A 14,908-nucleotide genomic window follows, 5' to 3' on the forward strand; every position below is an offset into this window, starting at 1 on the left:
ATTTTTGATGCCCTAAAACTACATTCCAATACACTCATCAAAATACTTGGTAGCGTTGGATAAGTTTACTGAATCTCAATTTAAATTAGATTTTAATGCAGGTTTGAACATTAAGATGGATCCTTATAGCTCCGGGTTGTTTTCATAAATTCTGGTTGTGGTTTCAATTGATTCTTGTTGAATGGGCGCGTTCAAAGTGCAATTTCTTTTAAGTTGCTCTACCAGAATCAAACTTGTAGCGTTACAAGCTTGAAGTCCATAAGAGTATGGTCGGCAGCCAGCGGTATGGATAAAAGAAACATCGTGAATTCTTGTATCAGAATTACCTTTAGAATCTATGACGCTGTATCCGGAGTCCACGTCAATACCTCCAGTATATACATAGGCTTCATTATCTATAAACAAATGTGTATTTGACATTGAGGATTTATTTCTCATGGGCACCGACGGAGTTTTGAACTTCGCTCTAGCCTTCCGTACGTTGCCATTTGTTATCAATGTAGGGAATGGATAATCTTCGAATGCGATTTTACCCTGACCTGCACAATTAATAAACATCGCATAATCAACTGCTCTTGTAGCTTCATCACTGTTTGAAACTTGAATAGTTGTTTTACCAACCTCAGTTGAGGCTTCTAAAATTTCTACCTTTCCTTTTACTAATTCAATACAACCTGCATCATAAAGTGCGAGCAAAATAGTAGCTGAAGGTAATGGCAATGCTGCAATGACGTTCATTAAAAATGGCATGATCTGTTTTCTGAAAAACAGATGATCTTCAGCAGCTAATAACTCGGCGTGAAAATTGAGGCAGTACATCAAATCATCAAGCGTTTCCATCCAGTGTGTAGGCTTATTTTGATCCATATATTCCTTTGCCTGCTCAAATTCTTTGCGCATGCCTTCAAAACAATTGACGTACTCATGGGTGTGTTCCATGTGTTCTACGAATTCTAAAATCCCGGTGCTAGGTTGTGACAGCAAAACTATTAGTTTATCATTTTTGTCTTTTATAAATGCTTCAATTAAGGCAGGACGGCAAATTTTGTCGAAAAAACTATCCAACGGTAAGAATCCCGAAGTATCAATTAATGACAAAATTTCCTGACGATCAGTGTGTCTATAAATTTCTCTCATGGGTTTTTCCTGTTCATATTGGAGGTGTGGCAGCCAACCCTCAGCAGAATGTAACACGATTTTAAATTTTTTCGCAAGCGGATCCAATTTGAATGATAATCCACCAGCAGTTTTATGAAAAGTTCCGTGCCTATGTGCCAAAGAGGTGACCACATCAAATGCACTTAAAGATGCCCCAAGGATACCTATAGTAAAATTGAAATAGGTGTTTTTGTCAGGTAGTAACTTATGTATAGGCCAAGGGGAACCGTAATATTTGTTTTCAGGATGGTCTTTTTCAGACCAAATATGTCCTGTAGCTATAATGACATTGCTAAAATTTTCGAGAATTTGAGAGTTTGAGGTCAGCACATTTACTTTGTTGCTTGCTTGCGGAAGGATATCAATAATTTTAACTCCAAAATATTCATTCAGCACAAAGCCTGCGTTTCTTAAGTTTGCTATAATTTTGTCATACTGACTTTTGAAATAAAAGCCCAAAGCTATTCGGCTGTACACTTTTGATTTGCTTATTGGAAATTCTTCGATATTGAAACTTTCCAGAACTTTACATGGCTGAGATGTTAGCCAACTCGCAAAACTTTCTTCTAACATCGGAATCTCTTCAGACGAAATATTGGACAAGTTGTAAATGTCAGTCATCTCCGGGTGATAGGGCATACCCATACCACCAATAGGTGACTTTTCGAAGATTGTAATCGATTTAATATAATCCCTAAATTCAGATGCATGTTCATGAAGATGCTTCAAAACATAAATGGCCGATGGCCCTGATCCGATGATAGCAATATGTTTTCCCATAAAAATTATTTACAAATAGTAGCAGAATTATTCTTTTGTTGACAAAAATCAATGTTCTGCGTTGAGGATTAAATATATTTAGAAAACGATCAATTCCCATGTTTTCAGCATATAATGAGTAACGGTATAGCAAAATTAATTAACGCTATTGCGGTACCTGTGTATTAGGTAATAATTTAGGTATTGAATTAAGGCTAATTTTTTCAACAATTTAATGTTCTAATTGAAATGCAATTTATCGTGGCTCAATTTACTAAGCACTAAAAGTCAATGTTATGAACTGGTGGAGAAGTTGTGCTCTTGTTAGATATAAGTAAAGGTTATGACCATTTTTTAATCATTTGGGCTTAAAAATTTAATTTATTGAGTCCTATTTAATTGGTATTCAGAAGTAAATTACAGCTATAAATTATAAATTAAAGACTATGGAAACGAATAACCACAAAGAAGGGAAAGTTGCAAAAACTATCGAAAAAGAAACCTCAAAATTACCATCTGATTTATTCCTGTGGGCGGCTATTGGAGCAATGGGTGCTTCCTTAACGCTAAAATTACTTAACAAAAAAAACACAGCTCTATTTGTTGGGCAATGGGCCTCACCATTTTTGTTGCTAGGTGTTTACAACAAGCTTGTCAAATTGGAAGGGCACGATCAGGATGATAAAGATCCTAGTTAAGTATATCTGATCATTAAAAATTAGAGTCTAAGCTTTTCAGCTTAGACTCTTTTTCTTATCGGTTATTGCTACCACAATTCTTTGCTGCAATCTTGTTCTAATAGAGCAATTGACGTCAGGATGAAGATGCAGAGCGTAGTTTTAATTTTAATAGGCTATCAATCGAATAAGCCTTTAATAAAATCTGTAACTGTTCCTAGGGCCTCCATCCCATTGTTGATGACCGTTTGTAGTCCGCTTGTTTGTATTTCCTCAAATTCAAGTTCACCTAGGCCTATTTCAAACTTTCCAAAGGTTTTACCGTTTTTATCATACATCAGTTCCCCTTTATCGTTGACCCATGCTTCATAGTCTTCGTTCCATTCCAATAGCTGCAGTTCACCCAAAGTTAATTCAAGCTTTCCAAAGGGTTTAAAATCTTTATCATACATCAGTTCGCCTTTATCGTCAACCCAGGCATTAAAGTCATCACTCCATTCTAACAATTCAATTTTTCCAACACCAAACTCAAACTTTTGTTTTCTCGTTTTTTTTGGTGGCAGTTTTCCCGGGCATTTTGTATCAATCATCTCATTTAAAAGTTGCCTTGCCATGGCGGCATCGCGTATCCTTTTTGAAGATGATTTCTTATTGGTATCCAGAAGGGCTGGGTCAAGTGGATTCAGGTCATCCAATACCTTTGAAAGCGGTACTAAATCATTGATACCCATACCTGGTGGCGTGATGCTCCCATTGCCGGTTTTTGTAAATGGGTTTCCATATTTACCTGGTTCGGTGATGTAATTTTTATCGGTGCCATAACCTAGGGTCAAATTTCGATGCCTCGAGCCTACCGCTTTTTGAATGCCCCAACTATTGTCATTAAAGGTCGCGGCGTCAGCACTCAGCCGCAATTCATCCAAACCAAATGGAATGCTTACCACAGCGGGACATGTAAAATTTGGAATGGCTGGCACCTCCATATAAGTGATACCATCACCATTTTGATTGACACAGGTTTGCGCAATGGCATACTGATCATGTACAGCATTCTCATACATTTTGGTAAGAAATGATGTCCAACTAATACATTGTGTCAGCACCATATTTTTGGGATTTCCTGCAATATACCAGCCCCAGGTGCAAAATGCATTCAACCAAACACGGGCTTCTTCAATTTTTGTTGCATGAAACTGTCTGATCAATGGGTTGGCATACCTTAAAAACTCATTGTTCTTTCTGTCATAATCGGCGCATTTATCATTTTCGCCGTAGGTTGTCATCACCAGTTTTTGCTTTTGAATTTCATCAAGTAAAGTCCTATATTCGGTAACATAATCTTGCTGCCAATTCAGCATGTGAAACATCAAAATCTTTTGTATATAAACTGCAGGTAAACTGATCATACTATAACCTTTCTGACTTTCCTTCATCATAACTTTGACAAACTCCGTTTCGCCTTGATCTGCCAATGCTTCAACTTCTGCGTTGCTGGCTTCTATCATGTCATCTATTTTATCCTCCAGACTGGTGAACATCTCCGAAAAGCCATTTTGGATGCTCCGGTTATTTTCATAAGCCGACACATCATCCACCAGCAACGGAATTTTTATCCAATCTTTTTTGAAATATTCATAGATGCTGATGCGGCTTTTCAATTTATTGAAATCAATTTTATCAAGACGGTTTTCTGCATTGACATTTTTAGCCATGTTTTCAGTAAACGGATTGGGAGCCTGTTCAAAAGCCTCCACATAATGGTCAGCCGCTTTTTTGGGGTCGCCCCGCAATTCTTCTATCACCCCGCGGCATAGCGCTGTTTCAGGGTTGGACGGATTGCGGGCTGCGGCAAAACCAAAGAACTTGCTGGCTGTATCCACGTCTCCCAATTGCAGCCATGCATAGCCAAGATTGTGCAGCACCGTGCTGTTCAATGGGAATTGAACCTCTAATTTCTGTAGATAAGGAATGGCTTTTTCGGGATAACCGCTTTGAGATAGAATAGCGGCAAGATTGTTTTGATAAATACTATTTTTTGGCTCCGCCTGTACCGCTTTTACTGCCAGTCCGATGGCCACATAATTATGCCCCTGCATAAAAGAGATGGTAGCCGCCTCCATAAGCAGAGAACCCGAACTGGCTTTAGCCATAACGCCTGATAATATGGTTTTTTCAGACACCGGTATTTTAGCTATTAGCTTACTGTAAAGCAAAGCGGTATTGGCGGTCACATCGTCATCTGTAAATGGTTTTCCGGAAAGGCTGCTTATACGGGAGACATCTTTTGCCGGTACAAGTTTTTTGTTATCGGTAAAAGAAATGATATCAGATTCGGGCTTTTTTGCCATTTCTGGCATCATCTCTTTCATCATTTTCCTCATCTCTGTTTTTTCTTCCTCGCTCATATCTTTCATAGCAGCTTCCATCGCCTTATCAATTTGCGATTGAGCCGTTTTTACTTTGTCGTTTTGTTTTGTTTTAGTTTGTGCCTGAGAAATAGTCAGCATCAAAAAAAACGTTGCTAAGAGAAGACACTTTTTCATGGGATGAGTTTAATTAAAATTCATTAAATTTTATTGTCAATTCATTCTGTTTCTTGGAATTATTCAATACACAGGCACATTACTAAAAGTGAATTTCATTTCACCGGAAAAGCCATTTGTGAAAGTCTGCTGCATGGCATCGCCTTTTGTGATAGGTTTCAAGCCTTCACTCATGATCCCGGCAATAAAATAGCCGCTTGCTTTTCCATCTTCTACCTTTTCTATCACAAATTTACAATTGGGAGATGCCGATGGTAATTTTTGACTTAGTGATTCCGTGTAGAATGTTGCCATGTGACCGTTTGCCACAACAGGAGAGAATTGATAGATATATGGCTTTTGTGCTGCGCCATAATGAAGAACAGCTTCAGTTTTTCTAATTTCTGCAAATTTCTTTGTGCCATACAAAGGGTTCTTTCTGTTGTTATCCTCAAAATTGAAGGTTTCGGGTTTAAAGCTGATGTTTACAGATCGCAACTCTATCTTGACATAATTTTCTTTGCTGTTGCCCTCTTCTTTACTGGCAATGAAGGTATAACTGGATTCACCCGTTTTCATAAATTGCGCAAAGGGTAGGTTAACCGTAAGAATTTTACTCTGTAGCGCCACAGTTGCAGCACCTGAAGATGATAGCGCTGGGCTTGCTGCTCCAGGTTTGATGGTATTGGTAGAAGGTTTAGAAGTTTCGGCTGGCGGAATATATTTGTCAGCTCCTGGTTTAAAAATAAATTCTACCCGACGGTTCTGTGCTTTGCCTTCATACGATGTATTATCAGCAATGGGTTGCACTTCGCCCTGGCCTTCGGTTGTTAATTTACTTTCATCAATATTGTACTGGCTCATCAAGATTTCCCTTACAGCATCTGCTCTTTGTTGCGATAGTTTTAGATTGGCGGTATCGTCGCCGTCGCTGTCTGTATGGCCAACAATTTTTACGGGTGTTGTGGCCTCTTTTAAAATTTTGCTTACGTCATGCAACGCGCCCATGCTTTCCGGTTTTAGTTTGGCTGTGCCTGTGTAAAATAGAAGGTTGCTTATTAATTTTCCTTCTTCAAATTTCGCACGGGTATCGGGAATATCTTTTGCTACCCTTAAATTGCTTAAATAAAATTCTGAACCACCTACACTGCCAAATGCAAATTGCAATTGGTTTGGAAGGTATTCCTCACTCACGGCTGCAAGGTCATACAATTTGCGGTCGTTCCACCACATGCGAAAGCGTTTGCCCTGCACGCACATACTAATACGGACGGGAACAGTATTGCCATAAGGCAAACTTTCAGACATCGCATCTGATAATTTTTTATCGAAGGCGTACAAGCTTGCCCTGCTTTTATTATCTGCTGCAATAATTGCGGAAAAATTAACAGCTGGTTTTTTATCATTCCGTAATATATTCTCATCGGTTACCATATTTCCGCCTGTGTTAATCAGATTGATGTCAATACGCGGATCATAGTTGTTTTTTACAATGAGCAGGTCGAACTCGATGGTGAAGTTATTGCCCCAGCTCTGCTTTTTGTTTCGGGTAATGTGCTGGGCGCTGGTAGACGACATCTTTAACCAATTACCCTCCAGCCCATCAATGGTTACTACTTCGGCAGAAGTGGAAGTTATCCATCCTAGCGGTGCTTCGCCTATATTGTCATTTTCAAAATTGTCGAAATACAAAATAGTGGAACCAGGCACAAAATCAAATTTACTATACACGTTTAGATTAGGGATGCCAGAGCTTGCTTTTACTTCTGTATTATCGGTTTCATCGGTTTTACCATTGACTTGGTTATCGCCAGAAGTCTCTTTTTCGACTGTTTTCTCTACTTTTTTCGTAATGGCCTCTTCGGCTTTCTGTTTTAACTTTTTGAGAAATTGGGCATTGGCACCAGCAAACACCAAAAAAAATACGGATAAGAGAAGATACTTTTTCATTGTATTAGTTTTTATTATTGTTATTATTCCACTCGGATGCAGGCTTGAGTTGTAAAGATTGTACGGGGAAAAAATAGTATGTCATAGTTTTGGTTTTCAAATATTTAGTAAAAATAATTCTTCCATGTATTAGAACACATCCCTTAAAAACAGGATTTTTAAAGACGGAAGCAAAAATCATGGAAAAAGGGGAGCGCCTACTTTAGGGTTTTTTGCTTAATTTGTATACTGATAATTAATAGATTGTTTTACTGGATGAGAAAACTTACAATCTTGCTTATTTTATTCTTCTCCCTGCAAACTGTGCATCCACAGCAGATTGATAAACGGGATAGTTTAATGAAGCTTTTGGTCAGGGCCAAAGAAGACACGGGTAAAGCAATGCTCTTATTACGTTTGGCAGACTATTATGAAACCAACAACCAAGATTCATCTGTTTATTATTTAGAAAAGTCAAAAGCACTCTCAGAGTCGCTGAAATTTGAAAAAGGTCTTTATCACTATTATGAACAAAGCGCCATTGTATCTTTCACCAAAGGAGATTATGGTAAGGCTATGGAAGAACAGAAAAGCGCACTTGCTCTTGCCAGAGAATTAAAAGATTCTTCCTTTGTAATCAACACACTTAATAATATCGGAATCGTGTATAGTTATCTTGGGAAATTTGAAGAACAACTGGATTATACATTGCAGGTAAAGAATATGGTAGAGGCTATTAAGGATTCTTCTAAAATATCCGGCATATACCACAATCTTGCCAATTGTTATGCTAACCTTAAACAATATAGGAAATCTACAGATTATGCCCTATTGTCTGTACAAGTTCACACAAGGTATAATAAACGAAATGACTATATCAACAGGGTATATGCCACTTTGGGACAGAATTATGAGGATCTGCAAATTATTGATAGTGCTCTGTATTATTATGATAAAGCTATAAAGGAGTCTGTAAGACTAAATGACACCTATGCTGAAGCCGCTATATATGGTTACAAGTCTAACTTATATGCCAATCGCAACCAGTTTAGAGAAATGCTAAAAGCCTCTGAAAGATCCTTGTCTTTAGCAAGAGAACTACAAAGCAGGCAAATGCTGGCCAGTTCTCTTTATAATGTAGCATATGCAAATTTTTTTAATGACAATAATGCAAAGGCCAGAAAAGAGATCAATGAAGCACTTTTAATAGCAACAGAAGATTCGTTGACAGATGAACTGAAAAATAGTTACATCATTCTTTCTTACATCGCTGCAAAGGATGGTGATTATGCAACCTCTCTTTTGGCGAAGATAAAGTCAGATTCGATCCAGGAAGCAATTTTAAATGAGCAGGTAATTAAAAGTGCTGCAGAGCTGGAAAATAAATATGAAACTGAAAAAAAGGATAACCAGATTGAGCTTCAAACAGCAACTATCCTGAAAAAGAATGTGCTCAATTATATTTTAATTGGGAGTGCTATTACTATATTAATCATCTTTTTGCTTTCTTATCGTACCTATAAACACAAGAGAAAACTTCAGCAGCAACGGATAAATGAACTGGAGACAGAGAAACAACTAACCGCTACTGAAGCCGTACTTAAAGGTGAAGAACAGGAACGGACCCGACTGGCAAAAGATTTACACGATGGATTAGGAGGGATGCTTTCGGGCATCAAATATTCATTTACTACTATGAAAGGAAATTTGATCATGACAACTGAGAATGCTCATGCTTTTGAACGCAGTATGGATATGCTGGACAGTTCAATTAAAGAAATGCGGCGGGTGGCGCATAATATGATGCCCGAAGCTTTAGTAAAGTACGGACTTGATACGGCCTTGAAAGATTTTTGCAACGATATCAATCAAAGTGGGGCATTGAAGGTAACTTATCAATCCATCGGAATGGAGACTGCTAAAATTGATCAAACAACCGCTATTACCATTTATCGTATTGTGCAGGAACTGATCAGTAACACCATGAAACATGCTACCGCAAAAAGCGCAATAGTGCAGTTAAGTAAAGTGGATGGCCCTTTAAACGTAACTGTTGAGGATGATGGGAAAGGGTTTGACACCCAAATTTTACAAAGGTCAAAAGGGATTGGCTGGACAAATATTCAAAGCCGTGTTGACTTTTTAAAAGGCAAATTAGATGTCCAATCTGCCAATGGAAAAGGGACTTCTGTTCATATCGAATTTAATATATGATGGTTACAAAAGTTTTTATAGTAGATGATCATTACATGGTAATTGAAGGTATTCGTTCATTACTACAAAATGAAAAAAATATCGAATGGGCGGGGCATGCATCCAATGCTGCTTCCTGCCTTGCCTATTTACATCAGCAACAACCTGATGTTATTTTGATGGATATCAATTTACCAGATAAAAGTGGCATCGATTTATGTAAAGAAGTAAAAGAAAAATATCCGTCTGTATTTATCATTGGGCTCAGTACTTTTAATCAGCTCAGTTTTATTCAGAAGATGATAGATAACGGCGCCTCCGGCTATGTGTTAAAAAATGCAACACAGCAGGAACTGATGGAAGCAATAGAAACAGTGGCAACAGGAAAAACCTATTTAAGCTTCGAGGTTTCGCAAACACTGCGAAATACTAATAACAGCACAGTTGTATTGACCCGGCGTGAAAAGGAAGTATTGAATCTGATAGCGGAGGGAATGACCAATAATGAAATTGCAAAAAAATTATTTATCAGTACGACCACGGTTGATACACACCGAAAAAACCTTTTGGAAAAATTGAATGCCAGGAACACTGCAGCGTTGATAAAATTGTCAATAGCACAAGGACATTTATGAGTGGTTTGCACGCTGTCTTAAAGAGCATTCTAGATTGAAGGAATTCTACATTCAGCACACAGCTAAAAACTCAGAGATTTCGTCTTCTACAAAAGTTGTATTTCGTCTGTCAAAACCCAAATATCTTCCGTTCCGCAGTACGGGCTATTTGTATAAGGTTTGATCCAGAAAAATGGAGCGCATTGAAAATGTCTTCGACGTTAAAAAAAAAAGGCATTAAACGTAAATGGCCAAACTAAAATCTGTTTCGAATTAGGCAATCGCGTTTATAATTTTCGTTTTATTCAATTTTGATGCTGTAGGAACAAATCTTAAATTCTTAAAACATTCTTCTGGATTAGGGCCGACCGTTTAAAGTTCTTTCTAAATAAATTGCTGTTTTACTTTGTTTGTTTTTTGCGATTTTTGATGGCGTTCCTTCCGCAACCACTTTTCCGCCTTCTTCTCCAGCGCCAGGACCTATATCGATAACCCAATCGCTGCCTGCCACGACCTGCATATCATGCTCTACCACAATGACGGTGTTGCCGGCATCAACCAAACGCGCCAATTGGAGTTGTAATTTTTGTACATCAGTTGGATGTAAGCCTGTCGTTGGCTCGTCTAAAATGTACAGTGTATTCCCTCGGCTCAGACGTTGGAGTTCCGTGGCAAGCTTAATGCGCTGCGCTTCTCCACCGGAAAGTTCAGTTGCTGGCTGGCCTAAACGCAAATAGCCCAAACCGACTTCCTGTAATACTTTGAGGGGGCGATTTACCCGGTCTTCTTTCTCAAAAAATTCCGCGGCTTCATTTACCGTCATACTAAGAACTTGGGCAATATTTTTTTTATGATACGTGACTTCCAAGGTTTCGGCATTATAGCGCGTGCCACCACAAACAGAGCAGGGTGCATAGACACTTGGTAGAAACAACAATTCAACCATCACAAAACCTTCACCCTCGCAATTGGGACATCGGCCCTTTCCAACATTAAATGAAAAGCGGCTGGCAGTATAATTACGCGATTTAGCTAATTTTGTTGCCGCAAACAATTTTCGCACCACATCAAACAAGCCAGTGTACGTCGCAAGGTTGGAGCGCGGTGTTCTACCAATGGGTTTTTGGTTGACCACCACCATGCGTTTTATGTGTTCTGAACCTTCGGTGATTTTGCCACCCAACGTCGCTACAACGTCCTGTTGCAAAGCATCTTCTACGTCCTCTTCGGGAGCTGGGCCATTTCCTAATTGAGTAGACATTAATTCTACCAAAACCTGACTGACCAAACTGCTTTTGCCCGAGCCTGAAACACCAGTAACACTCGTCAATACGCCTAAAGGAAAAGACACCTCCAAGTCATTTAAATTATTTCTGGTAACGCCAGTTAATTTCAGCCATCCCGAAGGTTTCCGGGGGCTGGATTTTTCAAAAGGAAGCGTATTAAAAAGATGTGCTCTGGTTTTAGAGCGTGTTATATTTTTTAAACCGTCCGGCGGACCACTGTATAAAATTTCTCCGCCACCTTCGCCAGCGTCGGGACCAACATCTACTATCCAGTCGGCATGGCGGATCACGTCCAACTCATGCTCGACCACAAAAAGTGAATTGCCGTAAGCTTTTAGTCCGTCCAGCGCTTTTAGTAGGGCTTCGGTATCTGCGGGATGCAAACCTGCAGAGGGCTCATCTAAGACATACACCACTCCAAATAAATTACTGCGTACTTGAGTGGCCAATCTTAAACGCTGATGTTCGCCAGGCGAAAGCGTAGGCGTACTGCGCTCCAAGGATAAATAGCCCAAACCTAATTCCAATAAAACGGTCACCCTGGCTACAAGATCTTCAGCAATACGTTGTGCCACTAGTGCTTTCTCTCGATGGTTTTCGGCAAATTTAGTGAGACCCAGCGCTGAGCCATCGCCATAAGGAGCAAAAATAGAAAGCAACTTCTTTAGAGGAAGCCTAGAAATGTCGGCAATGTCGTACCCGGCAAAAGTCACGGATAGAGATTCGCGACGTAAACGTTTCCCATTGCAGGTAGGACATTCGCTGCTCAGCATGTATTTAGACACGCGCTTTTTCATCAAAGCGCTTTGCGTATTTGCAAAGGTATGCAACACATATTTCTTCGCACCGGTAAAAGTGCCCATATAACTTGGTTCCGTTTTGTTTTTAATGGCAAGCTGTACGTCGTCCCGGTCTAAGCCTGGGTATACTGGCACCTGTGGTTTGTCATTTGTAAATAAGATCCAGTCGCGGTCTTTTTTTGGAAGATCTTTCCATGGCACATCAACATCGTAGCCAAGGGTAATCAAAATGTTTCGGAAATTCTGTCCTTGCCATGCTTTGGGCCAAGCTGCAATGGCGCCTTCACGGATGGTTAGGGCATCATCAGGGACCATGCTTTTTTCTGTCACTTCATAGACTCTGCCAAGTCCATGACATTGAGGGCAGGCTCCTTCTGGAGTATTGGTTGAAAATGATTCAGCATATAAAAGAGGTTGATTTGGTGGATAGTCGCCAGCGCGGGAATATAGCATCCGCAGCAAATTAGATAAGGTAGTCACGGAGCCAACCGAAGATCTCGTAGTTCCTGAACCACGTTGCTGCTGTAGGGCAACGGCAGGAGGCAGCCCGTCAATTTGGTCGACTTCTGGTATTGGCATTTGATGAAAAAGTCGCCGTGCATAGGGCGACACCGATTCTAGATACCTTCGTTGAGCTTCAGCATACAAGGTGCCGAAAGCAAGTGACGATTTGCCCGACCCAGAAACTCCTGTAAATACTACCAATGCATCGCGGGGAATTTCAAGACTTACGTTTTTAAGATTATTTTGGCGTGCGCCTTGCACGGTAACGAAGCCTTTTTTTTCGGTCTTATTGTCATTCGGTTCTATCATGCCTACCCATCGATCAAGAAATATACCAAGAACCTACTGAAACTGGAAATTTGCCAAGGTATTTCCAGATTATCAAAGACCCATCCATGTCTTAGACGTTGTTTTGTTGCAGCCAGTCATCTTTTCTGAGTTCATACCTTCTGTCGGTGCAATTATCTCTCTCATTAAAAAATTCTCTCACGGGTGACATAAACTTATCCAAAATTTTTACCGAAGCAACATTTGCAATATTTACGTCCGCTGTAACTTTGTCTATATTCAGCACGCTGAAATAAAATTCTAACATTCCGTTGGTGGTTTCTGTTCCATATCCTTTTCCCCAATAAGTTGCTTTAAAGCGATATCCCAACTCATTTTCGTTATTTTCATTTGTTAGAAACAGCGCCAGTCCAATCATTTCAGGATTATTTTTTTCGAAGATTCCACAAGCACATTTTTGTGTTTTTAAATCACTAAATTCTATTTTCAGACTTCCATTAAATCTGTCACTAATCTGACTTTCAGTGAACGCTATTTGAGGGATTGCCTCTAAAACCCTTGGGTTAGTAAATAATTCAGCGAAGTGTTTTTTATCTACACTTTCCAATTTTTTAATAATTAATCTCTCAGTCTCAAAAATTTTCATTTTACTGATTTGGTTTTTTTATGTGATTACAACGTTAATGCGTGTCTAGAGCGGCATTGGATCTCAAGCACGAACCATAAAAAGCACAAAACTACGATGGAAAAATCCAAAGGTTTTTAAAGATAGGCTTTGTTCCAATAATTTCAAAAACACGATGTAGCGGTTAGTACGTTTTTATTCTGTTATACTTATTCCGTCAATCATTTCATTTTCATTCGGACGCTCAAACCAACTTTCCATAAAGTCGAAATTTTCTTTACTTACCTCAAATTCGAAAGTAGCCCCTTTTTCGTTATTTCGCTGCATTACTCTTTCCAACCGTATCTCTTTTGAAATATCCAAAAAATGGAGTTTCATTTCGAATCTATTCGATTCGGCAAATTTTCTAAATTTTTCTCTATGCTCAAATTTTGATAATCCCAGGTCCAGAATAGAATCGGTTTTTGAGTTTTCCAATTGTTGGACTAATCCCATAATCATCTCTTCCGCTCTGTCAATTCTTTCCAGAAACCATTCCAATCCGTCGTTAGGTTTCTTATCGGCAAGAAAGAGTGTTTTATTCCATTTGTCAATCGAAAAGATGATAGCGTTGGTTTTTCTTTTCAATGCCATTGAGTAGGTTGTTTTTCCAGAACCTGTATTTCCAACTATAAGGTGTATCATATCATATTCTTTTAGTGTGTGGTCCCATTTGATGCAGTTGTGTTTCCAACTACCTAAAATACATAATATTGACCGAGACCTTGGAAAATCTGCAGAATTTTCCAAGTAGGCGAGGACAAGCCATTGCTTATACACATTATTGGCATTTCGTTTTTTTATTCCATCAAAGAATTATCTATAAAAGAAAAAAGTTCTTGATTAGCTTCAATGTATGAATTGTTTAAAATGTTTTTTGCTGTTCGGTATCCTCCAGTATTTGGTCTTGAAACAATTTTTCCAATTTCTTTTGAGAATTTATTATCATTAATATCTCGATAATCATAAATTTTTATAGAATACCCCGTTGTAGCGTTCCATTTTCCTTCAGGAAAAATCCCCCAACTAAATTGTCCGCCTACACTACCAATGCCAAGTTTAACGTCTCCACCAAAAGCTGCGTGATATGCCGAAATCGTAATCTTAATTGTAATTTTATTTTTTTTAGCATTTTCAAAATATTTATCGGTTTCCAATAGATTTATTTGAGCAGATGGATAAGTCAATCTTATAAGCTCTGATAAATTATTCTTAATTGTTTGACTGGTACATTCAATCTTGCTATTTGAGGTCATTATTCTACCGTCGAAAATAACTAAATCAATATCTGAGTCGGCAAGAAATTCACTTCTTGGTGTCGGAATTTGGTCTTTTTGGCACCAAATATATAATTTTTGTGAATGCGAATTTTGAGAAATGATAAAAGCCAAAATAAATAATCCAATAGTTTTTTTCATAAATATATTATTTAAATTACTGCAAATGATAACTGAATTTGATTTAGCAAAAACTAACAATTTTTTTTCAAGGATATTACTTTCTTTTTATTTTTT

The 14,908-nt window shown here is 38.6% G+C and carries 10 protein-coding genes; 3 read left to right on the forward strand and 7 right to left on the reverse strand.

What is annotated here, in order from left to right:
- Positions 1 to 123 precede the first annotated feature (123 nt).
- A complete protein-coding gene (locus A9996_RS11085) occupies positions 124 to 1,938 on the reverse strand; it encodes an FAD/NAD(P)-binding protein (RefSeq protein ID WP_066434690.1) in 1,815 nt (604 codons plus the stop codon).
- Between the two features lie 425 nt (positions 1,939 to 2,363).
- Between A9996_RS11085 and A9996_RS11090 the strand changes: the two genes are divergently transcribed.
- The gene (locus A9996_RS11090) at positions 2,364 to 2,615 is read left to right on the forward strand and encodes a hypothetical protein (RefSeq protein ID WP_066434693.1); all 252 of its coding nucleotides are present in this window, start codon (positions 2,364 to 2,366) and stop codon (positions 2,613 to 2,615) included.
- Between the two features lie 158 nt (positions 2,616 to 2,773).
- Here A9996_RS11090 and A9996_RS11095 read toward each other — a convergent pair whose 3' ends face one another.
- Together A9996_RS11095 and A9996_RS11100 are read right to left on the reverse strand one after the other, a co-directional pair.
- Entirely contained in the window at positions 2,774 to 5,137 is a 2,364-nt protein-coding gene (locus A9996_RS11095; protein WP_146608958.1) for a tetratricopeptide repeat protein, read from the reverse strand.
- Positions 5,138 to 5,200: 63 nt separating this feature from the next.
- On the reverse strand, positions 5,201 to 7,066 hold the full coding sequence (locus A9996_RS11100; RefSeq protein WP_083993924.1) for an OmpA family protein: 1,866 nt from the start codon (positions 7,064 to 7,066) through the stop codon (positions 5,201 to 5,203).
- A 255-nt stretch (positions 7,067 to 7,321) separates the two neighbouring features.
- On the opposite strand from A9996_RS11100, the gene A9996_RS11105 reads away from it, so the two are divergent.
- Both A9996_RS11105 and A9996_RS11110 read left to right on the forward strand, forming a co-directional pair.
- Entirely contained in the window at positions 7,322 to 9,259 is a 1,938-nt protein-coding gene (locus tag A9996_RS11105) for a tetratricopeptide repeat-containing sensor histidine kinase (RefSeq protein WP_066434699.1), read from the forward strand.
- Positions 9,256 to 9,873 (forward strand): response regulator, encoded by a 618-nt coding sequence (locus tag A9996_RS11110; protein ID WP_211272654.1) that lies wholly within the window; start codon positions 9,256 to 9,258, stop codon positions 9,871 to 9,873. The genes A9996_RS11105 and A9996_RS11110 overlap by 4 nt, the downstream gene beginning before the upstream one ends.
- A gap of 337 nt (positions 9,874 to 10,210) precedes the next feature.
- On the opposite strand, the gene uvrA is transcribed toward A9996_RS11110, so the two are convergent.
- From uvrA to A9996_RS11130, 4 genes are all read right to left on the reverse strand, one after another.
- Complete coding sequence (gene uvrA / locus A9996_RS11115; protein WP_066434702.1) at positions 10,211 to 12,751, reverse strand: excinuclease ABC subunit UvrA; 2,541 nt, start codon at positions 12,749 to 12,751, stop codon at positions 10,211 to 10,213.
- A gap of 91 nt (positions 12,752 to 12,842) precedes the next feature.
- Positions 12,843 to 13,376, reverse strand: a complete 534-nt coding sequence (locus tag A9996_RS11120; RefSeq protein ID WP_066434704.1) for a GNAT family N-acetyltransferase — start codon at positions 13,374 to 13,376, stop codon at positions 12,843 to 12,845.
- Between the two features lie 174 nt (positions 13,377 to 13,550).
- Entirely contained in the window at positions 13,551 to 14,039 is a 489-nt protein-coding gene (locus A9996_RS11125) for a P-loop nucleotide/nucleoside kinase family protein (RefSeq protein WP_066434706.1), read from the reverse strand.
- Between the two features lie 155 nt (positions 14,040 to 14,194).
- Complete coding sequence (locus A9996_RS11130; RefSeq protein ID WP_066434708.1) at positions 14,195 to 14,812, reverse strand: hypothetical protein; 618 nt, start codon at positions 14,810 to 14,812, stop codon at positions 14,195 to 14,197.
- Between the last annotated feature and the right edge of the window lie 96 nt (positions 14,813 to 14,908).

The organism is Gelidibacter algens, assembly GCF_001678675.1.
Lineage (GTDB): Bacteria > Bacteroidota > Bacteroidia > Flavobacteriales > Flavobacteriaceae > Gelidibacter > Gelidibacter algens.